Below are 23,231 nucleotides of genomic sequence, written 5' to 3'. Positions count from 1 at the left end.
AAATCTAGAAAATTTACCAATTATGGTAAGCTCAGACCGAGAAATGGTAAATTTTACGGCATCTCATCTATAGGTCAGAGCCGTGCGCTTCCGGAGCACACATGGACAGCAAAGCAATTCTAAGCCTCATAGACCTGGCGCTAGGCGGAGATCCGCGCACTCTACGCATGCATCTTCACAAAATGGCGGTCAAAACCGGCCACCGGGATCCAGAGCTATCTGAAAAAATCCTGTCACGACTATCGACCAACGGCCTTAGATCAGCTCAGCCAGCGAAACCTATCCCAGTGGATTCAGACAGCCGACTAAATTTAGTCAGGGTCGAAAATCCGGTCGTCATGGATGACGCCCCCATTTACTCCGAAGAAATCCTGGCACTGCTAGACCAGGTCGTTCTTGAGCGAAAGTCGGCATCAAAGCTATTAGCCGAAGGTTTGTCTCCTGCTAAATCACTATTATTCCAAGGGCCACCTGGAGTCGGTAAAACGATGACGGCACGGTGGCTTGCATCAAGACTAGGCCTCCCGTTTTTAACGCTAGACCTAGCAACTGTCATGAGCAGCTTTCTAGGCAAAACCGGAAATAATATCAAGGCAGTGATTGATCATGCGTCTTCATTTCCCTGCGTGTTGCTTCTTGACGAGTTTGATGCGGTAGCTAAGCGGCGAGATGACGACAGGGAGCTAGGAGAACTTAAACGGTTGGTAACTGTACTGTTACAGGCTATTGATGAATGGCCTGAATCGTCAGTATTAATAGCTGCAACAAATCACGGCGACCTCTTGGACCCTGCCATCTGGCGTCGGTTTGATCTGGAAATATCATTTGATCTTCCAAGCGAACAAATGCGAAAAGCTTATATCATTAGCTACTGGCCAGAACTAACTAAACACGCGGATAATCTCGCACATTTTTTTGGTGAAATCTCCTACAGTGATATTGATCGAAGCCTAAGGAAAGCCAAGAAGAAAAGCATATTAAATGAGTGCAATTTTATCACCTGTATCACTGGAGCCATCGAGAACAAACCAGGCAATAAAGTTGAGTTAAAAAAGAAAGATGTCATTAGATTAGCAGCAGAAGGAATGTCTCAGAGAGCCATATCTATCGCGCTGGAAATAAGCAGACCAACCGTAAAAAAATTATGGACCAACACGTCGAATGTAAGGAAACCTAATGAACAATTTTATAGTCGGATATGGCGAAACACTTACAACAAAGGTAGATATCGGTGGTGGTGGTGGCGACAAAAAACATCCATACTCAATATCCGAGGCAATAAAGCGCATTGGTTCTCAGCTTGAAGAGATAATATCTAAAATAGAAAACAAACCAGATACAGAGTGCGCTGGCGGCAAGGTAGTCATAAAATTTATTCAGCACCCTTCCTATCTAGCAAAGTCTTATTATCCAAGGAAACTGTTCTCTGCCTACGGAATGGAAGATATTGGGTCCCGGGCGGTAACCGTAAAACCTGAGCAATGGGGTGTCAAAAAGCACCCGGAAGCTGGATTGGCTAGCTGTGTGTTTGTATCTGGTGAAAAAAGTCAATACAGGAAATTATTAACTGATCTAACATCAAACTCTTTAACAAGAGCATCCGAAGACGTTCTAAGAACTCTTGAACGTATCGAATATTTTGATGCAGCCGAAAAGATAAAAAGCATCGACACGTCTGGCGACAGTTTGAATCTTGAAGTGGTTATACACGCATCCGCTGACGACGAGTATGTTGTTCGCGCTTTCGACGACTATGCTTCTCTCAACGGCGGAGCAGTAAGACGAGAAAAAGCCAAAGTCGTAGGTGGATTGACATTTTTGCCTGTAAGCATTCCACATGGCAAGGAACAAATTCTGGCAAAATTTGCTCAACTCAGAGTACTCAGAAGCATTCCAAAGTTGAGGATGAATAAACCGGAAACACTACGCAGCCCTGTGAGCAACCCGGTAATTCTTCCTAACTGGAATCCAGACATCTTGAATCGTGACTTCAAGGTTTGCATTTTCGATGGAGGCTTAGGAGACGGAAATCATATATCTAACTGGGTGACCGAGATCGTACCAGCAGGAATGGAAGGTTCCCATCCAGAGTATCTTGCTCACGGTAGCGAAGTTTGCTCTGCATACTTATTCGGACCAGCGTTGGGTTCGGACTGTACGCTCGGATCTCCGTACACTACAGTCGACATAGTCAGAGTTATTTCCCAGGGTGACGACGACCCTGACCTATTTGATGTACTCACTCGCATTGAAGACACCCTGAAGCTCAAAACTTATAAATATGTAAACCTGAGCCTCGGACCTAATATTGCGATTGACGATGACGAAGTTCACGTGTGGACATCCGTTATCGATGCGCTTCTTCAGGACGGTGACTGCCTCGCAGTCGTCGCAGTAGGGAACGACGGTGACCTACCAGGCGATTATGGTCGTGTACAACCACCTAGTGATATGGTCAACAGTCTTTCAGTTGGGGCAAGTGATGGGGAGCTCCAAGGGTGGGCAAGAGCGCCTTATAGCTGCGTGGGGCCAGGCCGCAGTCCTGGAGTGGTAAAACCTGATGGCGTGATGTTCGGTGGCGCGCCTCACAACCTGTTCAGAGTCTACTCACCAAGGATCCATTCTTTCGTAGACACTATGGGCACAAGCTATGCTGCTCCATACGCATTACGTGTGGCTGCCGGCATTGACGCCATCACAGACTTCAATCTATCCACAAACACAGTTAAAGCTCTGATGGTGCACTCTGCGAAACCGGATGAGCATGATCTGAAAAATGTAGGTTGGGGTAGATTCCCTACCTCACCTGAATCGGTAATTACATGCCTTGATGATGAGGCGACTATCGTGTTCCAAGGCGAGCTTGAGAACTCAAAGCATCTCCGAATCCCAGTACCTCTTCCGGCATCAACTGATTCAACATGGGTACATTTAAGTGCTACATTCTGTATAAGTGCCATCGTGGATCCTGAACATCCATTGCACTACACCAGATCCGGTCTTGAAATTTCTTTTCGGGCGAATGAAGATCGGTTTACGTTGGACGGAGCTAATGCTGACACCAAGCCATTTTTTTCGCTAGGAAAACTATACCCGAGTGAGTATGAGTTGAGAGAGGATGCACACAAATGGGAAACCACTCTTTCTAGACATCAACGCTTTAAACGATCTACGCTTCAATCCCCAGTTTTTGATGTTAAATATCACGCCCGCGAGCAAGGCGGAACAATTAGCGAAGATCTACCTGCCATTCGCTATACATTGATACTTACAATACGCGCAGAAGGTGACAACAGTATCTACAACAAGATACTGCAAGAAAACCAAACGTTACAGGCTATAAATGTAAGAACCAGAATTGAGATTAAACCCTAGATTGATTGAGTTCTATAAACAATGAGCAACCCAACAGGGTTGCTCATTGCCCACCTAGCTTAGCGAAGACTAGTTGTTTGCAACTCATAATCGATCGCTTCTTGGCTCGTGCCCCGGGCCACTTTTTTATGACGACTCAACGCCATGGACGTTTGCTCTGAATTGGACTAGCCTCGACATACAGGCAATGTCGAATAGCCATCACGGAGAAAAATTATGCCAAGGCAGGCGATTCAAGCTCACTCCACCGCTCGTGGTATCCCTTACCTACTCCATTTCACACGAGCATCGAACCTTCCTACAATCCTTCAACATGGGCTATACCCGATAGGAAGGACCCATGAGGTCGGCTTAGCTCCCCAGATCAACGATCAACTGCGCCTTGACGGTCACAAAGATAGCAACTCGGTTTCAATCGGATTTCCAAACAGCCAGATGCTGTACAAGTACAGAATGGCCGAGCCCCTCGTCGACTGGGTCATTCTGGTCCTGCACCCCAGCATTTTATGGGTAAAAGATTGCGCATTCTGCAAGCACAATGCTGCTGATGGCCGAATCAGTTGCTGCCCGCTCCCCGAACTGATGACTCCTGAATCGCTCTTGGGTATGTTCGAGGAAATCGACGGATGCTTGCCGCGGGTTGAGCAACGGTTGAAAATATCAGACCCTACAGACGTTCAAGCGGAGGTTTTGGTTTTCGATGTAATCGAGCCGCAGTACATCGTCGGAGTTATTTACGAGAAAGCCCTTGTCCGTGATGCCCATGCACATTTGCTAGGCGATCGAAAGCCGTATGTGCATTCGAACAACAAAGGCATGTTCGCAAACCGTAAATATGCTCGCACATGGGGCTGAGAAAAAATTAGGATTTTTATGGCATCTAGACCGATTTTTATCCCGAACAGCACAGGACCTACGCTAGTAGACACTAGGCATGTCGAATTCAAATGGTTTCCAGGATTATCAGCATCTCAAAAACAGAAATCTGTTGAGTCGCTGCACCAAGCTGCAAAGGAACAGATCTCCTCACTCACCGACGTCCTTGAGGTGTCCAGCAAATCGAAGCTCGACCTTGGAATCGCTCTAAGTGCTTTCAACCTCACCATTACCACGCTCAAAAACAATCTGACATTTAGTGTTGAATGTGCATTTCAAGGCAGCAAGGTTTTTGAGCATGGCGGACCTTATCGCGATATTTTTTCCCTAACCTCCCGGGAAGCCAAGAAAGATGAGAGGCTAAAATCGTCGGGAAGGCTCACAGCGTTTCAGTTTTTCGGCACTGAATGGCCACTCGAGCCAAGAACCGCATTCTATGATTGGCTATACATCAACGCGCTCAAAAAGCATCCATTGATCGCAACTCAGCTAACGTTATATTCAGCGTTTACAGATATTGAGTTTAATCCTGAGCGCTCAATAAATTGCCAGGCGTACTCTGTAGCGCTGTTCATAGCGCTTGAGCAGCGCGGCCTACTTGAACAGGCCGCCAGTTCGAAAGATGCATTTCTGGAGATCGTAGAAAGCGCAAAGGTCAGCAATACGCATCGCGACGACACCATTCAAGGCGATTTGCTGAGTTAGGCTGTAAAGGCCCGGTTCGACCCCACCGTCATAGAAAAAGAGAGCGTCACCGCCTGCGAGTTTGCCTTGGAGTCGATCCTTGCTTACAAATGTGTACAAGCTGCAAAAACAGTACCTTTGCGGTACAGTGCCCAGCTTGAACAACCTTCTCAAGACTACGCTCAACGCCAAGTAATACGGGGCCTCCAGCTATGCCAAGCTACGTTCAGTTTCGGACGGTTTCTCTAGGCATATCAGCTCGCCCAGCAACTCATAATCCTTTGGTCCACGGTTCGAGTCCGTGTGGGCCCACCAAACAAAAAAGCCGCGCATTGCGCGGCTTTCGTGTTTTCCCCTTTCCTTGTTCCTGGACTCGCCTGAAGTAATACTTTGAAGAATAAACGACGGGCTACCCCCTTCGCCCAAGCCGTTCAACCTTCTCCAGCGAGATTCCCTATCATCGCCAGCCCCAGCCTTCCCCGCCTGTTTCTCGATTTGTTCTGGCAACTCGGCCTCCTGCTGGTGCCGGCTTTTTTCGTCACGATATTGCCTCCCCCGTTGGCTTTGTTGGCCGTATTGTTCTTCGGCTTGTTGATGGGGCTTGCCACGCGATTCGGTTTTCCATCGGCCGCAAGGGTCTGTGGCAGATTGATCGTCGGCGCCGTGTTCGGCCTGGGTTTCAGCGTGGGCAGGGCGTTGCCTGAGTGGTGGGGGATTTTCGCGGCCATTGCCAGCATCGTCGGCGGACTGGCGTGCGTCAGTAAATGGGAGCGGCGTCTGGGCTTGGCGGCCGTGTCCAGCAAGGGCGCCAGCGCCTGGGGTGGAAGCGAGCCGCAACTGACGCCTGAAGGCGAGCCGATCCGGGTGTTCAACCACAGTGAAATCGCCATGGGGGGTCCCACTTATTGCGACTACCTGTTCCCCGATGGCGTGCTTGTGCAAGGCCTGGGTTCCTCGGCACTGTTTTCCCGCGATGGGCGCTATTTCGCGGCGACGGTGCCTTCTCGGCAGGAATGGGGGCTGGTTGTTCTCGACCGTCAGCAACGCCGGCTGTATCGCTGTGCCGACAGTGAATTCTGGGAGCTGGACACTTTTGAGCAGGACGTATTGAGCGGCCGCCATAGCCCGCTGATAGACGACAGCGTTCGCCAGCTCCGGCTGGATGAGTTGATGAAAACAGCAGAAATGATCGAGCTGATTCCTGTCGCGGACCTCTGGCTCGAGCCTGGCTGGCATCCTGACAATATGCCGCACACCTTCGCACGACCCAGCGCCGATGGCCGACAGCAGTTGGCGGGCCAGATCATTTTACCCGCGACCCTCCGTGATCTGGCCCAGCCACTGGAACCGCTGTATGCCCCGCGTTATGCCATCAGCGTCAACGACCAGCCGTCAGGGCTGATCATGGCCGCCGATGCGCCATTGGTTTGGGGGGCGGATCATTGCGCCTTGGTGTGCCTGGCCCGCGAGCAGGCCAACGATGCCGAAGGCGACCAGTATTGGTTCTGGCAATCGGACCACGGCTGGCGCGCACTGCCCTCGCCTTGGGTGAAGACCGCCGCTGAACCCTCTTTCTACTGGCACGAATTGCTCAGCCTCGATGCAAGCCATGTCCATGTCGGTGCGTACCTCGACTATCCCCGACCGAGCGCCGGCCGCTACGGCTACCGCCTGGACAGCATCCACAGCGATACCGAGACCCAGACCGGTCATGACGCCCAAGGTCGGGTGCAGGTCGATGAGTTCAAACTGACCCGCACGGCTATTGTGATGCCCCTGGACAGCCAGGGCCGACGAGGCGACTCTGGCATCGAGACGCAACCGCTGCAGGATGGGACATGTGCTCGTCTGACCTGGCTGGGCGACAACCGCGAAGGGCTTGGCGGTTATCGCTGCCAGATCGGCGACTGGCTTTTGCCTGGGGCTTGGCTACTGGATCATCGAGTCTCCGATTGCGGGCGCTACCTGGCGCTGCTGCCCTTTGAAAACTCAACGACCGTCACCACCCATGCGGTGGTTGCTGATCTGCAACATCGGCGCCTGCTGCAAGGGCCTGATTTGTGGGTAGAGCGGATACTCGATTTCCGTGATGGCCGGTTGAGCCTGGCGGTGGTCGCAGGTCGCCTGGATAACGAGCTGGAAAGCAGTCCTCTGCAACGTTTCAACGTCGCCGCGCCACCGGTCGGTGATGACGCGTCCTTCTGCCGTCCCAGCGATCAATATCGGTTGTACTACACCACCGTACAGCTGCAACCAGAAGACGCCCAGCTAAGCGCAATCGCCCCTTGGCGCCGGGTGGACGGCCCGCAAGCGGCGACTGCCGATGGTGACTTCATCCAGCCCTCACCGACCCAGCGTGATGCGGCCTGGCTGTTCGGCAGCGAGACGGAATATGCCGACAGCTGGGTACGCACCGGCACACCACGGCTTGGAGGCCATTTACTGACGGCATCGGGCTGTGCGCTGGACAACTTGGCGCCCTCGATGATCTGGTCAGCGCAGGGCCGCTATCTTGCCTTGACCCGTATGGCGACCGACGTGACAGAGCTGTGCGGAAGCTACCGCGGCTGGCAATTGCTACTCCTCGATACCCAAGAGCACACACTGCGCGAGCATCCCCAATGGCTGGGCAACAGACCCCTCTTCGAAGGCTTCGATGCAAGCCAGCTACGGATCCGGTGTTACGAACGCGATTGGGAAGCTGAAGACGATGAGGATCCAGGTTCAGTGCAGCCGTTCTCATTGGACTTGCTGTTGCAATTGCCCGCTGAGCAGCTCATTTGCCAAGACGGGCTCTGGCTCAAGTCTTCACAGGCGCACTTGGCACCTGCCTGGCGCGCACTGGCTTTACCTGACATCCACTATTTCAAGCGAGAGAGCCTGTAACATGCCTGCCACTGATGCCCGCGCCGGAGCCGACCTTGCCTGATTCCCGTCCTTGCGTCCTTGATGAAATCGATCGCCAACTGATCGCGGCCCTGCAAATCAATGCGCGGGAAAGCGTCGCCATGCTTGCCCGGCAGTTGGGCATTGCCCGCACGACCGTGACCTCGCGGTTGGCGCGGCTGGAAAAAACCAAAGTGATTACCGGATACGGCGTGCGCCTGGGGCAGCGGTTGATTGACGGCGGTTTGCAGGCCTACGTCGGTATCAAGGTCCAGCCGCGCTCCGGAAAAGATGTGCTGCGGCGCTTGAGCGCCATGGCCCAGGTGCAGCAGTTGTGTGCGGTCAGTGGTGAATTCGATTACGTCGCCTGGCTGCGCACCGACTCGCCCGAACAGCTGGATCAACTGCTGGACCAGATTGGCAGCGTGGACGGCGTGGACAAGACCACCACCTCGATCATTCTCAGCAGCAAGATCGATCGGGGGCAGCCGGTCTAGGGCCTATCTGAATCTGTGGGAGCGGGCTTGCTCGCGAAAGCGGTGCATCAATCGCCATAAATGTTGAATGTGCTGTCGTATTCGCGAGCAAGCTCGCTCCCACAAGAACGTTTCGTCATTTAGATTTATTTCTACGGCGAAATGACTGACGACAGAGCAAAACGACGACACATTGCGTCTTATTAACGTGCTCTATGCTCCCTAGAATGGCTGGCATCTTTTCCTATACTCAGACGCGAACACCGCGTCGAGTCGCCTAACAAGGTCAGCCATGAACAAGAACAATCGCCACCCCGCAGACGGTAAGAAGCCCATCACCATTTTTGGACCGGACTTTCCTTTCGCCTTTGACGACTGGATCGAACACCCGGCCGGCCTGGGCTCGATCCCGGAGCACAACCATGGCACGGAGGTGGCAATTGTCGGGGCTGGGATCGCCGGTCTTGTGGCGGCCTACGAGCTGATGAAGCTGGGCCTCAAGCCTGTGGTCTACGAGGCCTCGAAAATGGGCGGGCGCCTGCGCTCGCAGGCCTTCAATGGCGCCGAAGGCGTGATTGCCGAGCTGGGGGGCATGCGTTTCCCGGTGTCGTCCACTGCGTTCTATCACTATGTCGACAAGCTGGGCCTGGAGACCAAGCCGTTCCCTAACCCGCTCACCTCGGCGTCGGGCAGCACCGTCATCGACCTGGAAGGCCAGACCTATTACGCAGAAAGCATGACTGACTTGCCGGCGTTGTTCCAAGAAGTGGCCGACGCCTGGGCCGACGCGCTGGAGGCCGGCTCGCGCTTCGGCGAGATCCAGCAAGCGATCCGCGACCGTGATGTGCCGCGCCTCAAGGCGCTATGGAACACCCTGGTGCCGCTGTGGGACGACCGCACCTTCTATGATTTTGTCGCCACCTCGAAAGCCTTCGCAAAACTTTCGTTCCAACACCGCGAGATATTCGGCCAGGTCGGTTTCGGCACCGGCGGCTGGGATTCGGACTTCCCCAACTCGATGCTGGAAATCTTCCGCGTGGTGATGACCAACTGCGACGATCATCAGCACCTGGTGGTAGGCGGCGTGGAGCAGGTCCCTCACGGGATCTGGAAACATGTGCCGGAGCGTTGCGTGCATTGGCCAGAAGGCACCAGTTTGAATTCGTTGCACCTGGGCGCGCCGCGTAGCGGGGTGAAGCGAATCGCCCGTGCCGACAACGGCAACTTCAGCGTGACCGATGTCTGGGATAACACCCGCGAATATGCCGCCGTGCTGGTGACCTGCCAGAGCTGGCTGCTGACCACCCAGATCGAATGTGAAGAAGCGCTGTTCTCGCAAAAGATGTGGATGGCCCTGGACCGCACCCGCTACATGCAGGCGTCCAAGACATTCGTGATGGTCGACCGGCCGTTCTGGAAAGACAAGGATCCCGAAACCGGTCGCGACCTGATGAGCATGACCCTCACTGACCGCCTGACCCGGGGCACCTACCTGTTCGACAACGGCGACGATAAGCCAGGAGTGATTTGCCTGTCGTATTCCTGGATGAGCGATGCGCTGAAAATGCTCCCGCATCCGGTGGAAAAACGCGTGAAGCTGGCCCTCGACGCCTTGAAGAAAATCTACCCGAAGGTGGACATCGCCGCCCGGATCATCGGCGACCCGATCACCGTGTCCTGGGAGGCCGACCCGCATTTCCTCGGTGCATTCAAGGGTGCCCTGCCCGGCCACTATCGCTACAACCAGCGCATGTACGCCCATTTCATGCAGGACGAGATGCCGGCCGAACACCGAGGGATCTTTATCGCCGGCGATGACGTCTCATGGACACCCGCCTGGGTTGAAGGCGCGGTACAAACCTCACTCAATGCCGTGTGGGGAATCATGAAGCACTTCGGCGGTGAAACTCACGCCGAGAACCCGGGTCCAGGTGATGTATTCCATGAGATCGGTCCGATCGCCCTGCCCGAATAAAAGGAGTTGTCGATGCGTGTAGCCCTTTACCAATGCCCACCGCTGCCACTGGATCCGGCAGGCAACCTGCAGCGCTTGCATCAAGTCGCGCTGGAGGCCAGGGGCGCCGATGTATTGGTGCTGCCGGAGATGTTCATGACCGGCTACAACATCGGCGTCGACGCGGTGAATGTCTTGGCCGAGGTCTATAACGGCGAATGGGCGCAGCAGATCGGCCGTATCGCCAAGGCAAGCCAACTGGCGATCGTCTATGGCTATCCCGAACGCAGTGAAGATGGGCAGATCTACAACTCGGTCCAGCTCATCGACGCCCAGGGCGAACGCCTCGCCAATTACCGCAAGAGCCATTTGTTCGGCGATCTGGATCATTCGATGTTCAGCGCCGGTGATTCAACGCTGCCTGTCGTGGAACTCAACGGCTGGAAACTCGGCCTGCTGATCTGCTACGACCTGGAATTCCCGGAAAATGCCCGGCGCTTGGCCCTGGCCGGGGCCGAGCTGATCCTGGTGCCAACCGCCAACATGCAGCCCTACGAATTCATTGCCGATGTCACCGTGCGTGCGCGGGCCATCGAGAACCAATGCTTCGTGGCCTACGCCAATTATTGCGGTCACGAAGGTGAATTGCAGTATTGCGGACAAAGCAGCATCGCCGCTCCAGATGGCAGCCGCCCCGCCCTGGCGGGGCTCGACGAGGCGCTGATCGTCGGCGACCTGGATCGACAGTTGATGGACGCCTCCCGTGCGGCCTACAACTACCTGCACGACCGCCGCCCCGCCCTTTATAACGACTTGCTCAAGCACTGAGCCGGGCTAATCCGCTAGCATGAGCGCATCCCTGTTCTGGAAGCGCTCATGCCGGTCCCTGATTCCCTACGCCCTCATACTCAAACCCTGGCCAATGGCATCGGGGTGACAGTTCGTCATGTCCCCGGACTCAAGCGCAGCGCCGCAGTGTTGCGCGTAGCGGCCGGCAGCCATGATGCCCCCCTGGCCTGGCCTGGGTTGGCGCACCTGCTTGAACATCTTTTCTTCCTTGGCACCGAGCGGTTTCCCACAACAGACAACCTGATGGCTTACGTGCAGCGGCACGGCGGCCAGATCAACGCTCGTACCAGTGAACGCACCACCGATTATTTCTTCGAATTGCCACCTGCCGCCTTCGCCGGCGGATTGGAGCGGCTGGCAGACATGCTCGCTCACCCGCGACTGGACGAAGCCGATCAACTGCGCGAGCGAGAAGTGCTGCAAGCCGAATACGTCGCCTGGTCCCAGGACGCGGCAGCCCAGCGCCAGGTTGCGCTGCACGAAGGCCTCGCGGCGAATCATCCGCTACGGGGCTTTCATGCGGGCAATCGCGACAGTCTCGAAGTCACGCAGCCTGAATTCCAGGCGGCATTGCATGACTTTTACCGCAGGTTCTACCAGAGCGGCCAAATGACATTGAGCCTGGCCGGCCCGCAGAGCATCGATGCGTTGAGCGCACTGGCCCGGCAGTTCGGCGACAGCGTGCCGGCGGGCGACGCGGTTGCCAGGCCTTTGCCACCGAAGCTGATGGCGGCGCCCCAGGCCAGTTATCAACAGGTCGGCGAAGAACATTTCGATCTGCTGTATGCCCTCGAAAATCTGCCTGAAGCTTCACCGCAAGCCCTGGATTTCCTCTGCACGTGGCTGAACGCCAGCAAACCAGGCGGTTTGCTCGCCACCTTACGTCAGCGCGGTTTGGCTGACAGCCTCCAGGCCACCGTGCTGTATGAATTTGCCGGGCAGGCGCTGCTGCACATCGAATTCAAGCGCGACAATGCTCGGGCCCCGGATGAAATCCAGGCATTGCTGCACGATTGGCTGGGTTTTTTCGCAGCCCAGGACGACTGGGCACCGTTGCGCCAGGAATTCACCGCACGCCTGAAGCGTCGACAGGAGACAGCATCTGCCCTGCAACTGGCGCGCTGGGACTGTGAGAAACGTGACGGTCCGCTGTCGGAAAGCGACCTTGTCAGACTCAGGACAATCCTCAGGCAACTTGAGCCTGTGGATAACGTGACGGGCCCATGGCAACTGCCCACGCCCAATCCGTTCCTGCAAACGGCCAGCGAACCAGCCCGCGCCGGGCTGATACGTGGCCAGACCAGCGCCCATCGCGGTTTGCGCACCTTCGCCCAGGACCGCTCCCGGGGCCGGCGGGAGCGCTCGCCCATGCAATTCAGCCAGGCATTTGCCGATGACAGCCGCGAAGGTGCGGTGTACCTGCGTTGGCGGTTGGCGGCCTCGCTCGATCTTCAAGCCAGACTCGATTGGCACCTGCGGGACTTGCGTGAAGATGCTCGCCAGGCTGGCGTGGAGGTGTCCTTCGATTGCGCCGGCGATCAATGCCTGTTGAGGCTGGTAGGGCTGCAAGCTCCGTTACCGTTGGTGCTGGAGCACATCTTGTCCATGCTGAGCCAGCCGCTGCCGGCTGTCCCGCCCCGCAACGAAACGCCGCTGATGCCGATCAGACATTTGTTGAAGCACTTGTCGGACTACTGCCAACGCGACCGGCAAGCTTCGGCACTGCCACTGACGGACAGCCCGTGGGCAAGTGCCCGGTGGGATGGCCTGGCCATCGGCTTGTCGACGGCCACCCAGGCGGCCATGGGCCCAGTTTTGGCCCAAGTGCCCGGCATCGCCAGCCAGGAAGCCGAACCGAGGACGCCGTCCACGCATCGTGTCTGGCACCAGCTCCAGGCCCAGGGCGACGAACAGGCCGTGCTGCTGTTTTGCCCAACGCCGACCCAGGCCTTGCCCGACGAGGCGGCATGGCGGCTGCTGGCGCAGCTGTGCCAGACCCCGCTCTACCAGCGCCTGCGGGTCGAGTTGCAGTTGGGTTACGCCGTGTTCAGCGGGTTGAAGCAAGTTGATGGGGAAACCGGCGTGCTGTTTGGCGTGCAATCGCCCGATGTCTCGGCGGGGCAGTTGATTGCCCATATAGAGGAGTTCCTCAGCGGTTTGCCGGCGCTGATCCAGCAAATCGATGATTCAACCCTGGCTCATCGGCAGCGGGCCCTTGCCGCCCAATTCGAAAGCGCCGCCCTGCCCTGCGCCGAGGCGGCCGAACTGCTCTGGCAGGGCAAGCTGGCGGACCGGCCGTCGGATTACCTTGAGCAGTTATCCGCAGCGATTATGCGTCTGGACCGCGAGCAGCTACTGGCGGCCGCCCGGCGTTTGATCGACGCACACGGTGGGCGGATTTGCCTGAGCAACGGAGCCTGTCCGGGCGCTCCCTGGCATGCAGCGGATTGATCATTGCAATCGCTGCAATGAGCTTTCTCGGAGAATCGCGGCGAACGAATTTGTCAGATTTAGTAACATAGCCGCCTAAGCATCTGAACATCTCCGAACGGAGGTGGACTATATGTATAGATTCCAACCGCCCCACCCCAACCAAAGGAGTATTCCCATGTCTTGGTCCAAACCCGCATATATCGACCTGCGTATCGGTTTCGAAGTCACCATGTACTTCGCCAGCCGTTGATTGCTGCAGGCGGTTAAGCACGCAGCACAACGCCTCGGTCAGCCGGGGCGTTTTTATTTCGGTTTGCAGATGGAGCGGCCATGTTTGTCCAGATTCTAGGTTCCGCCGCCGGTGGCGGTTTCCCCCAATGGAACTGCAACTGCGCCAATTGCGCAGGTTTTCGCGACGGCAGCCTGCGGGCCTTGGCGCGCACCCAATCGTCCATCGCAATTTCCGATGACGGTGTGAACTGGGTACTGTGCAATGCCTCGCCGGACATTCGCGCCCAGCTCCAGGGTTTCGCCCCGATGCAACCTGGCCGGGCGCTGCGGGACACCGGCATCGGCGCCATCATCCTGATGGACTCGCAGATCGACCACACCACCGGCCTGCTCAGCCTGCGCGAAGGTTGCCCCCATCAAGTCTGGTGCACCGACATGGTCCATGAAGACCTGAGCACCGGCTTCCCGTTGTTCAACATGCTGACCCATTGGAACGGTGGGCTGAGCTGGAACCGCATCGAACTCGACCGCAGCTTTACCATCGCTGCCTGCCCGAACCTGCGCTTCACCCCGCTGCCGTTGCGCAGTGCCGCGCCGCCCTATTCGCCGCACCGCTTCGACCCGCACCCGGGCGACAATATCGGGCTGATCGTCGAAGACCTGCGCACCGGCGGCAAGCTGTTCTACGCCCCGGGCCTGGGCAAGGTCGACGGGCCGTTGCTGGAGATCATGGCCGGTAGCGATTGCCTGCTGGTGGACGGCACTATGTGGGACGACGATGAAATGCAGCGCCGTGGCGTCGGCACTCGCACTGGCCGGGAAATGGGCCACCTCGCGCAGAACGGCCCCGGCGGCATGCTGGAAGTGCTGGGACAACTGCCCGAACAGCGCAAGGTCCTTATTCACATCAACAACACCAACCCGATCCTCGATGAAGACTCCGCCGAACGGGCCGAGCTGGTGCGGCGCAATGTCGAAGTGGCTTACGACGGCATGAGTATTGAACTGTAGGAGCAACTGAAATGACTGACATCCCCCTGTCCCTCGCCGAGTTCGAAGCGGCCCTGCGTGCCAAGGGTGCGTATTACCACATCCATCACCCTTACCACGTAGCGATGTATGAAGGCCGCGCCACCCGCGAGCAGATCCAGGGCTGGGTCGCCAACCGCTTTTACTATCAAGTGAACATCCCGCTCAAGGATGCGGCGATCCTCGCCAACTGCCCGGACCGGGAGATCCGCCGCGAGTGGATCCAGCGTTTGCTCGATCATGACGGCGCGCCCGGCGAAGACGGCGGTATCGAAGCGTGGCTGCGACTGGGACAAGCCGTGGGGCTGGACCCCGATCAGTTGCGCTCCCAGGAATTGGTGTTGCCCGGCGTGCGTTTCGCGGTGGATGCCTACGTCAACTTTGCCCGCCGGGCCAGTTGGCAAGAAGCCGCCAGCAGTTCGCTGACCGAGCTCTTTGCCCCGCAGATCCACCAGTCGCGCCTGGACAGCTGGCCGCAGCATTACCCATGGATCGACCCGGCCGGTTATGAATATTTCCGCACCCGCCTGGGTCAGGCCCGGCGTGATGTGGAGCATGGCCTGGCGATCACTTTGCAGCACTACACCACCCGCGCGGGCCAGGAGCGCATGTTGGAGATTCTCCAGTTCAAGCTGGATATTCTCTGGAGCATGCTCGATGCCATGACCATGGCCTACGAATTGAACCGCCCGCCCTATCACAGCGTGACTGGGCAACGGGTTTGGCACAAAGGGATCACTCTATGAGTTTCGACCGCGGCAAGACCCCGCGCTGGCGCCCCGGCTATCGTTTCCAGTACGAACCCGCCCAGAAAGGCCACGTGCTGCTCTATCCTGAAGGCATGATCAAGCTCAACGACAGCGCTTCGCTGATCGGTGGCCTGATCGATGGTGAACGGGACGTCGCAGCGATCATCGGTGAGTTGGCGAAGCAATTCCCCGACGTGCCGGAACTCGGTGACGACATCGAGCAATTCATGGAGGTCGCCCGTGCAGAGCACTGGATCGAACTTGCCTGACACCACCGGCCTGCCGCCAAAGCCTGAAGTCGGCCTGCCGCTGTGGTTGCTGGCGGAGCTGACCTACCGGTGCCCGCTGCAATGCCCGTACTGCTCCAACCCGCTGGACTTTGCCGAGCAAGGCAAGGAGCTGAGCACCGAGCAGTGGTTCAAGGTGTTTCGCGAGGCCCGGGAGATGGGCGCCGCGCAATTGGGCTTTTCCGGTGGCGAGCCGTTGGTGCGCCAGGACCTGGCCGAACTGATTGGCGAAGCGCGCAGGCTGGGTTTCTATACCAACCTGATCACCTCCGGCATCGGCCTGACCGAGCAGAAAATCAGCGACTTCAAGAAAGCCGGCCTTGATCATATCCAGATCAGCTTCCAGGCCAGCGACGAGCAAGTCAACAACCTGCTCGCCGGGTCAAAGAAGGCCTTCGCGCAAAAACTGGAAATGGCCCGGGCGGTCAAGGCCCACGGTTATCCGATGGTGCTGAACTTCGTCACCCATCGGCACAACATCGACAAGATCGACCGCATCATCGAGCTGTGCATCGCCCTTGAAGCCGACTTCGTCGAGCTCGCCACCTGCCAGTTCTACGGCTGGGCGCAGCTCAATCGCGTCGGCCTGTTACCCACCCGTGAGCAACTGGTCCGCGCCGAGCGCATCACCAACGAATATCGTGCCAAGCTGGAAGCCGAAGGCAATCCGTGCAAGCTGATCTTCGTCACCCCGGACTACTACGAAGAACGCCCCAAGGGCTGCATGAATGGTTGGGGCAGCATCTTCCTGACCGTCACGCCGGACGGCACTGCACTGCCCTGCCACGGCGCACGACAGATGCCCGTGCAATTTCCCAACGTGCGCGAGCACAGCATGCAGCACATCTGGTACGACTCGTTCGGCTTCAACCGCTTTCGCGGCTATGATTGGATGCCCGAACCCTGCCGTTCCTGCGATGAAAAAGAGAAGGACTTCGGTGGCTGCCGCTGCCAGGCGTTCATGCTGACGGGCGACGCCAGCAACGCCGACCCGGTGTGCAGCAAGTCCGAGCATCACGGGATCATTCTGCAGGCTCGCGAAGATGCCGAGCACGCCACGCAAACCATTGAACAACTGGCTTTTCGCAATGAACGAAACTCGCGCCTCATCGCCAAAGGCTGATCCTTTCAGCGCCGCCCAGGCCGTTGCCGCCGGTACCGACTTCGCTGAATTGCGCGTCGGCCCCCTGGGCCTGTTCTGGAACGAATACCGCCCCGAAGACAGCGCCTGCCGGATCTGGCATTGGCAGGACGCCAAGGCCCGCTGCCTGACGCCAAATGGATTCAGCGCACGCAGCCGGGTCTATGAATACGGCGGCGGTGCGTTCTGTTTGAGCGATGACGGCGTGCTGTTCGTCAATGAGGCCGATCAGCAGATTTATCACCAAACCCTGGCTGGCGAACGTCCGGTGGCGCTGACCTCGGGCGACTGTCGATACGGGGATCTAGGTTTCGCCGACGGCCAGGTGCTGGCGGTGGAAGAACAGGCCAACCAGCATCGCCTGGTGTCGATCGGATTGGCCGATCATCAGCGGCATGTGCTGGCTGAAGGCACGGATTTTTATGCTTCGCCGACGGTGAGCCCGGACGGCCAGCGGTTGGCATGGATTGAGTGGAGTCGTCCGCATCAGCCGTGGACGGCAACGCGATTGATGCTGGCCGAGCGCAACGTGAGCGGTTGGGGCGAACCGCGCTGCGTGGCGGGTAATGCTGAAGAAGAGTCGATCCAGCAACCGCGTTTCGATGACTCGAACCGGTTGTATTGCCTGACGGATCGCGCCGGTTATTGGCAACCCTGGGTGGAATCGGCCCAAGGTCTTGAGCCGCTGCCCGCCGCCGAAGCCGATCATGCGTCCGCTCCGTGGCAACTGGGCGGCTGTACTTGGCTGCCCCTGGATTCACGCACTTATCTGGCGAGCTGGACCGAGGCAGGCTTTGGTCGCCTGGGCGTGTGCCGCCAGGATGCCAGCGAGGACTACACCGGTACTTACACGCGTTTGCGCAGCCTCGCGCTCGATGACTCCTTCATCTATGCCATCGCCGCTTCGCCGACGAGCCCATCGGCGGTGATTGCGATTAAACGACAAAGCCACGCTGTAACAGTCCTGGCCGGCGGCCTCGCGCCGCTGCCCGTCGAACAGATCAGCCGTGCGCGTACGCTGCGCTACCCCTCGGCGTCGGGTGAAGCCCATGGGTTCTTTTACCCGGCGATGAACACCGAAGAGAAACCGCCCTTGGTGGTCTTCATCCATGGTGGCCCCACCTCGGCCTGCTACCCGGTGTTTGATCCGCGCATCCAATACTGGACCCAGCGCGGCTTTGCCGTTGCCGACCTCAACTACCGTGGCAGCAGCGGCTATGGACGGGCGTATCGGCAGGCGCTGCATCTGAGCTGGGGCGTGGTGGATGTCGAAGATGCCTGTGCGGTGGTCGCTTACCTGGACGAGCAACACCTGATCGATGGCCGTCGGACATTCATTCGTGGCGGCAGTGCCGGCGGCTATACCACCCTGTGCGCCCTGGCGTTCCACGATGTATTCCGCGCCGGCGCCAGTCTTTACGGTGTCAGCGACCCCGTCGCCCTGGGCCGTGCTACGCACAAGTTCGAAGGCGATTACCTGGACTGGCTGATCGGCGACCCACAGCAGGACGCCGAACGCTACCGCGCCCGTACGCCGCTGTTGCATGCAGACCGGATTCGCACACCGATGATCTTTTTCCAAGGGGAATTGGACGCCGTGGTCGTGCCGCAGCAGACCCGGGATATGGTCGAGGCGTTGGAGGCGAATGGCGTTACGGTCGAGGCGCACTACTACCCTGATGAGCGCCATGGCTTTCGCAAGGCGGCGAACCAAGCGCATGCCCTGGAGCATGAGTGGCTGTTTTATCGCAGGGTGATTGATAGCGATCTCTAACAACAGCGGTCACTGTGGCGAGGGAGCTTGCTCCCGCTCGATTGCGCAGCAATCGCAAAGCACATTGGGACCGCTGCGCGATCCAGCGGGAGCAAGCTCCCTCGCCACAGATAAATCCCCGCATTGCACGATCAGCGCTTGGCGATGATATACACCGCATGCACGATGCCTGGGATGTAGCCCAACAGCGTCAGCAGAATATTCAGCCAGAAAGCCCCGCCGAAACCCACTTGCAGGAACACACCCAGCGGCGGTAGCAAGATGGCGATGATGATACGAATGAAATCCATGGATGACTCCTGATGGCCGATGGCTAAGTTGCCTTAGCTGATGGACACCTGACCGCTCGCCAGGGTTCAGTGGCACATCCGCAGGAAACTGCCCAACCGGGCGAGGCCGTGGGCAAATAAAAAACGCACACAAAAGAAAACCCCGCCGAAGCGGGGTTTTGCAGACTGTTTCCCTGACATCCATTTCACTCCGCCGTCCTGGCAGAATCCTACGTGTCCGTGTTGTTTACTTTGCGCGTCCTGCGCTACGTCCATGGAAAGTAGATTAGCCCTGGATCCAATCCGCCGGTAGAGGGAAAATGCCAGCACGCTGTGTAAGCAAATGCTTACACAGCGCTCTTGTCTCAGAATTGGCCAGCTTCCAGCAGGAACAGCGATTCACTGCCCGCCCTTACCGAAGCGCTCAGGGAATGAATACGCGGCAGCAGGCGTGCGAAGTAGAACCGTGCGGTGCCCAATTTGCTGGCGTAGAAATCATCCTGGTTCTCCTTGCCCAAGGCCGCCCTGGCCATCAGCGCCCACATGTAGGCATAGGCGGTGTAGCCGAACACTTGGAGGTATTCCACTGAAGCCGCGCCGATTTCATTCGGGTTGTTTTTGGCCCGGTCCAGCAGCCACTCGGTCAGTTGATCCAGCGTACTGACAGCATCGTTCAGGGGTTTGGTGAACTCGGCCAGGTCGCAGCCCGCAGTGGCAGTGAAGTGACGAATTTCATCGGCAAACAACCTATAGAACGCACCGCCGCTGCCGACGATCTTGCGCCCGACCAAGTCCAGGGCCTGGATGCCGTTGGTCCCTTCGTAGATCTGGGTGATGCGCACATCACGCACCAGTTGCTCCTGGCCCCATTCACGGATGTAACCATGACCGCCGAAAATCTGCTGGCCATGAACAGTGGTTTCCAGGCCTAGGTCGGTCAGGAAAGCCTTTGCCACCGGGGTCAGCAAGGCCACCAGGTCTTCGGCGCGCTTGCGGGTCGCCGGGTCTTCGCTGAATTTCGCGGTGTCCAGTTGCATCGCCACGTAGGTGGAGAATGCGCGGCCACCCTCGTTCGATGCTTTCATGGTCAGCAACATCCGGCGCACGTCGGGGTGGACGATGATCGGGTCCGCGACCTTATCCTTGTTCTGCGCGCCGGTTGGGGAACGGCTCTGCAAGCGGTCACGGGCGTATTCGATAGCGTTCTGGTAGGAGCGCTCACCGGTCGCCAGGCCTTGGATACCGACGCCCAGGCGCTCGTAGTTCATCATCGTGAACATCGCCGCGAGGCCTTTGTTCGGCTCACCCACCAAGTAACCCACGGCTTCGTCGAAGTTCATGACGCAGGTGGCGGACGCCTGGATACCCATCTTGTGTTCGATCGAGCCGCAGTTGGCCGCATTTCGCGCACCCAGGCTGCCATCGGCATTGACCATGAACTTGGGCACCAGGAACAACGAGATGCCTTTCGGGCCGGCCGGTGCGTCCGGCAGCTTTGCCAGCACCAAATGAATGATATTTTCGGTAAGGTCGTGCTCACCACCGGTGATAAAGATCTTCGTGCCGCTGACCTTATAGGAACCGTCGGCCTGGGGCTCGGCCTTGGTGCGAATGATCCCCAGGTCCGTACCGGCGTGGGGTTCGGTCAGGCACATGGAGCCGGCCCAGACGCCAGCGTACATATTCGGCAGGTACGCGGCCTTCAGTTCTTCGCTGGCGTGGGCATTGATCGACAGGCAAGCCCCGGCGGTGAGCATCGGGTACAGGCCGAAGGACAGGCTGGCCGAATTGACCATTTCCTCGACCTGGGCCGAAACGGCCTTGGGCATGCCCATGCCGCCGTACACCGGATCGCCGCCGACACCGACCCAACCGCCTTCAGCGTAAGTCTTATAGGCCTGTGGGAAACCTGCCGGCGTGGTGACGGCACCGTCGGCCCAATGACAACCTTCTTCGTCAGCCGCGCGGCTGAGGGGGGCGATGCTCTTGCTGGTGACTTTGCCGGCTTCTTCGAGGATCGCCTCGACGGTTTCCGCGTCTACGGTATCGGCCAACGCTGGCAGTTGGGCCCAGAGCTTCGCAACCTCGAACACTTCATTGAGGACGAAGCGCATATCGCGCAGGGGCGCTTTGTAGTCAGCCATGGCAAACCTCGCAGGATCTAAACAGTTGGTTCGTAAGATACGGTTTTCGCATGGGCCCGAGTGTACATCAACAACTTTTGCGACACATAGGGTCAGCCAGTGACCATTTTGTTATTTTTAGTCACAACCAGGTTTTAGAGATCCATCGTGGCGAGGGAGCTTGCTCTCGCTGGGCTGCGTAGCAGCCCTTTTTATGAATGATGCGCACACTCAAGCGGGAGCAAGCTCCCTCGCCACGCTTCAGAGCGCAAACAACTCCGCCGGCAGTTTCATCAGACAATCGCTTCCAGCTTCGACCGCAGCCCGATGGGCGCTCGTGCGTGGGAGCAGGCGCTTGAAGTAAAACTCACAGGTCGCCAATTTACCGCGGCATAGATCTTCGTCGCCTTGGCCACCGTCGAGTTGCGACTGGGCCACCAAGGCCATGCGCAACCACAGGTAGGCCAGGATGATGTAGCCGCTGTACATCAAATAATCCACGGAAGCGGCGCCGACCTCATCGGGATTCTTCATGGCAGCCATGCCCACCCGTGTGGTCAGCTCGCCCCATTGCTGGTTGAGCTCGTTGAGTTGCGCGACGTAATCCTTGAGCTGCGGATGTCCGGCATTCGCCGCGCAGAATTTATGGACGATTTTGGTAAAGCCACGCAGCAACTTGCCCTGGCTGCCCAGCACCTTGCGTCCCAGCAGGTCGAGGGCCTGGATCCCGTTGGTGCCTTCATAGATTGGCGCGATGCGGCAGTCGCGCACCAGTTGCTCCATGCCCCATTCGCGAATGAAACCGTGGCCACCGAACACCTGCATGCCGTGGTTGGTCACCTCAAGCCCGGTGTCGGTCATGAAGGCCTTGCAGATCGGTGTGAGGAACGCCAACAGATCTTCCGCCTCCTGACGGGCCGCCTCGTTCGCGTCCAGGTGCGCGGTGTCCAGCAACTGCGCGGTGAAGTACGTCAGCGCCCGGTTGCCTTCATTGAAAGCCTTCATGGTCAGCAACATCCTGCGCACATCGGGATGGACGATGATCGGGTCGGCGGCTTTTTCCGGCGCCTTGGGGCCAGTCAGCGAGCGCATCTGCAAACGGTCATGGGCATACTTGATCGCGCCCTGGAAACTCGCTTCCCCCAGGCACAGGCCCTGCATGCCGGTGCCGAGCCGGGCATGGTTCATCATGGTGAACATGCAGTTCAGGCCCTTGTTCGGCTCGCCGATGAGAAAGCCCCTGGCGTCGTCGAAGTTCAACACGCAAGTGGCCGACGCCTTGATGCCCATCTTGTGCTCGATCGAGCCACAGGAAACGCCATTGCGCTCCCCTGCCTCGCCGCGCGCGTCGGGCAGGAATTTGGGCACGATGAACAACGAGATGCCTTTGGTCCCGGCCGGAGCATCCGGCAGCTTGGCCAGCAACAAGTGGATGATATTGTCGCTCATGTCGTGCTCACCGGCAGAGATGAAAATCTTGCTGCCGGAGATCGCATAGCTGCCGTCGGCCTGGGGCACGGCGCGTGTCTTGATGATGCCCAGGTCCGTGCCGCAATGGGCTTCGGTCAGGCACATGGTGCCGGTCCACTGGCCGGCGGTGAGTTTGTTCAGGTAGGTCTGTTTCTGCTCTTCGGTGCCATGGGCGTGGATGGCCGACATGGCGCCATGGGTCAGGCCCGGGTACATGCCCCAAGAAGTATTGCTGGAACCGACCATCTCGCTGATGACCAGGCCCAGGGAACTGGGCAAGCCCTGGCCGCCATAGGCCGGATCCGCCGCCAGCCCGTGCCAGCCGCCTTCCACGTATTGGGCGAAAGCCTGCTTGAAACCGGTAGGCGTGGTCACGACACCGTTATCGAAGTGGCAACCCTCCTCGTCACCGGAGCGATTGAGCGGCGCCAGCACGTTCTCGCAGAACCTGGCGCCTTCCTCCAGGATCGCGTTGATCATGTCCGGGCTGGCATCGCTGGCGCCCAGGGCGGCGTAACGGCCATGAAAGTCAAAGACATGATCGATCAAAAAGCGCATGTCGCGCAGGGGGGCTTTGTACTCGGGCATGGTGGTTTTCTCCGGTAGCAGATCGTTCCAACCTACT

At 58.0% G+C, this 23,231-nt stretch carries 18 protein-coding genes; 15 read left to right on the top strand and 3 right to left on the bottom strand.

The features are described from left to right. Positions 1–101: 101 nt before the first annotated feature. The 15 genes from PFLQ2_RS28505 (at position 102) to PFLQ2_RS24710 (ending at position 18,744) form a co-directional block, all read left to right on the top strand. Entirely contained in the window at positions 102–1,304 is a 1,203-nt protein-coding gene (locus tag PFLQ2_RS28505; RefSeq protein ID WP_003177670.1) for an AAA family ATPase, read from the top strand. Further along, a complete protein-coding gene (locus tag PFLQ2_RS30800; RefSeq protein ID WP_225970867.1) occupies positions 1,189–3,375 on the top strand; it encodes a S8 family peptidase in 2,187 nt (728 codons plus the stop codon). The genes PFLQ2_RS28505 and PFLQ2_RS30800 overlap by 116 nt, the downstream gene beginning before the upstream one ends. A 216-nt stretch (positions 3,376–3,591) precedes the next feature. After that, on the top strand, positions 3,592–4,230 hold the full coding sequence (locus PFLQ2_RS27475; protein ID WP_033045891.1) for a DarT ssDNA thymidine ADP-ribosyltransferase family protein: 639 nt from the start codon (positions 3,592–3,594) through the stop codon (positions 4,228–4,230). 18 nt (positions 4,231–4,248) lie between these two features. After that, positions 4,249–4,956: a DarT1-associated NADAR antitoxin family protein gene (locus PFLQ2_RS27470; protein WP_033045890.1), complete on the top strand. Its 708-nt coding sequence runs from the start codon at positions 4,249–4,251 to the stop codon at positions 4,954–4,956. Positions 4,957–5,493: 537 nt separating this feature from the next. After that, the gene (locus tag PFLQ2_RS24665) at positions 5,494–7,821 is read left to right on the top strand and encodes a hypothetical protein (RefSeq protein WP_003177665.1); all 2,328 of its coding nucleotides are present in this window, start codon (positions 5,494–5,496) and stop codon (positions 7,819–7,821) included. Positions 7,822–7,856: 35 nt separating this feature from the next. Further along, the gene (locus tag PFLQ2_RS24670; RefSeq protein WP_003177664.1) at positions 7,857–8,318 is read left to right on the top strand and encodes an Lrp/AsnC family transcriptional regulator; all 462 of its coding nucleotides are present in this window, start codon (positions 7,857–7,859) and stop codon (positions 8,316–8,318) included. A 271-nt stretch (positions 8,319–8,589) separates the two neighbouring features. After that, positions 8,590–10,272 (top strand): flavin monoamine oxidase family protein, encoded by a 1,683-nt coding sequence (locus PFLQ2_RS24675; RefSeq protein WP_003177663.1) that lies wholly within the window; start codon positions 8,590–8,592, stop codon positions 10,270–10,272. Positions 10,273–10,284: 12 nt separating this feature from the next. Further along, a complete protein-coding gene (locus PFLQ2_RS24680) occupies positions 10,285–11,079 on the top strand; it encodes a carbon-nitrogen hydrolase family protein (RefSeq protein WP_003177662.1) in 795 nt (264 codons plus the stop codon). Between the two features lie 48 nt (positions 11,080–11,127). Beyond that, positions 11,128–13,551, top strand: coding sequence for a pyrroloquinoline quinone biosynthesis protein PqqF (gene pqqF / locus PFLQ2_RS24685; protein ID WP_003177661.1), 2,424 nt, complete (start codon positions 11,128–11,130; stop codon positions 13,549–13,551). A gap of 157 nt (positions 13,552–13,708) precedes the next feature. Next, complete coding sequence (gene pqqA, locus PFLQ2_RS28495) at positions 13,709–13,783, top strand: pyrroloquinoline quinone precursor peptide PqqA (protein ID WP_003177660.1); 75 nt, start codon at positions 13,709–13,711, stop codon at positions 13,781–13,783. Positions 13,784–13,863: 80 nt separating this feature from the next. Continuing rightward, the gene (gene pqqB / locus PFLQ2_RS24690; RefSeq protein ID WP_003177659.1) at positions 13,864–14,775 is read left to right on the top strand and encodes a pyrroloquinoline quinone biosynthesis protein PqqB; all 912 of its coding nucleotides are present in this window, start codon (positions 13,864–13,866) and stop codon (positions 14,773–14,775) included. An 11-nt stretch (positions 14,776–14,786) separates the two neighbouring features. After that, entirely contained in the window at positions 14,787–15,539 is a 753-nt protein-coding gene (pqqC, locus tag PFLQ2_RS24695; protein WP_003177658.1) for a pyrroloquinoline-quinone synthase PqqC, read from the top strand. After that, the gene (gene pqqD, locus PFLQ2_RS24700) at positions 15,536–15,811 is read left to right on the top strand and encodes a pyrroloquinoline quinone biosynthesis peptide chaperone PqqD (protein WP_003177657.1); all 276 of its coding nucleotides are present in this window, start codon (positions 15,536–15,538) and stop codon (positions 15,809–15,811) included. The genes pqqC and pqqD overlap by 4 nt, the downstream gene beginning before the upstream one ends. Then, positions 15,783–16,952 (top strand): pyrroloquinoline quinone biosynthesis protein PqqE, encoded by a 1,170-nt coding sequence (pqqE, locus tag PFLQ2_RS24705; protein ID WP_003177656.1) that lies wholly within the window; start codon positions 15,783–15,785, stop codon positions 16,950–16,952. Before pqqD ends, pqqE begins: the two co-directional genes overlap by 29 nt. Further along, on the top strand, positions 16,918–18,744 hold the full coding sequence (locus tag PFLQ2_RS24710) for a S9 family peptidase (RefSeq protein ID WP_003177655.1): 1,827 nt from the start codon (positions 16,918–16,920) through the stop codon (positions 18,742–18,744). The genes pqqE and PFLQ2_RS24710 overlap by 35 nt, the downstream gene beginning before the upstream one ends. A 131-nt stretch (positions 18,745–18,875) precedes the next feature. On the opposite strand, the gene PFLQ2_RS28490 is transcribed toward PFLQ2_RS24710, so the two are convergent. The 3 genes from PFLQ2_RS28490 to PFLQ2_RS24725 form a co-directional block, all read right to left on the bottom strand. Beyond that, positions 18,876–19,034: a YqaE/Pmp3 family membrane protein gene (locus PFLQ2_RS28490; RefSeq protein WP_003177654.1), complete on the bottom strand. Its 159-nt coding sequence runs from the start codon at positions 19,032–19,034 to the stop codon at positions 18,876–18,878. Between the two features lie 344 nt (positions 19,035–19,378). Next, positions 19,379–21,157, bottom strand: a complete 1,779-nt coding sequence (locus PFLQ2_RS24720) for an acyl-CoA dehydrogenase C-terminal domain-containing protein (protein ID WP_003177653.1) — start codon at positions 21,155–21,157, stop codon at positions 19,379–19,381. A gap of 240 nt (positions 21,158–21,397) precedes the next feature. Beyond that, positions 21,398–23,194, bottom strand: a complete 1,797-nt coding sequence (locus tag PFLQ2_RS24725) for an acyl-CoA dehydrogenase C-terminal domain-containing protein (protein WP_003177652.1) — start codon at positions 23,192–23,194, stop codon at positions 21,398–21,400. Between the last annotated feature and the right edge of the window lie 37 nt (positions 23,195–23,231).

The sequence above is a fragment of the Pseudomonas fluorescens Q2-87 genome, assembly GCF_000281895.1.
GTDB classification, from domain to species: domain Bacteria; phylum Pseudomonadota; class Gammaproteobacteria; order Pseudomonadales; family Pseudomonadaceae; genus Aquipseudomonas; species Aquipseudomonas fluorescens_S.
The sequence above is the reverse complement of the archived record's forward strand: the minus strand, read 5'-3'. Positions and strand labels throughout refer to the sequence as shown.

What these genes read in the sequence shown, in the direction of transcription:
- pqqB (WP_003177659.1), top strand. Translation starts at nt 13,864, where the DNA reads ATGTTTGTCCAGATTCTAGGTTCCGCCGCCGGTGGCGGTTTCCCCCAA.
- PFLQ2_RS28490 (WP_003177654.1), bottom strand. Translation starts at nt 19,034, where the DNA reads ATGGATTTCATTCGTATCATCATCGCCATCTTGCTACCGCCGCTGGGT.
- PFLQ2_RS24710 (WP_003177655.1), top strand. Translation starts at nt 16,918, where the DNA reads ATGAACGAAACTCGCGCCTCATCGCCAAAGGCTGATCCTTTCAGCGCC.
- PFLQ2_RS24725 (WP_003177652.1), bottom strand. Translation starts at nt 23,194, where the DNA reads ATGCCCGAGTACAAAGCCCCCCTGCGCGACATGCGCTTTTTGATCGAT.
- pqqF (WP_003177661.1), top strand. Translation starts at nt 11,128, where the DNA reads ATGCCGGTCCCTGATTCCCTACGCCCTCATACTCAAACCCTGGCCAAT.
- PFLQ2_RS24680 (WP_003177662.1), top strand. Translation starts at nt 10,285, where the DNA reads ATGCGTGTAGCCCTTTACCAATGCCCACCGCTGCCACTGGATCCGGCA.
- PFLQ2_RS24720 (WP_003177653.1), bottom strand. Translation starts at nt 21,157, where the DNA reads ATGGCTGACTACAAAGCGCCCCTGCGCGATATGCGCTTCGTCCTCAAT.
- PFLQ2_RS27470 (WP_033045890.1), top strand. Translation starts at nt 4,249, where the DNA reads ATGGCATCTAGACCGATTTTTATCCCGAACAGCACAGGACCTACGCTA.
- PFLQ2_RS24675 (WP_003177663.1), top strand. Translation starts at nt 8,590, where the DNA reads ATGAACAAGAACAATCGCCACCCCGCAGACGGTAAGAAGCCCATCACC.
- pqqC (WP_003177658.1), top strand. Translation starts at nt 14,787, where the DNA reads ATGACTGACATCCCCCTGTCCCTCGCCGAGTTCGAAGCGGCCCTGCGT.
- PFLQ2_RS27475 (WP_033045891.1), top strand. Translation starts at nt 3,592, where the DNA reads ATGCCAAGGCAGGCGATTCAAGCTCACTCCACCGCTCGTGGTATCCCT.
- PFLQ2_RS28505 (WP_003177670.1), top strand. Translation starts at nt 102, where the DNA reads ATGGACAGCAAAGCAATTCTAAGCCTCATAGACCTGGCGCTAGGCGGA.
- pqqD (WP_003177657.1), top strand. Translation starts at nt 15,536, where the DNA reads ATGAGTTTCGACCGCGGCAAGACCCCGCGCTGGCGCCCCGGCTATCGT.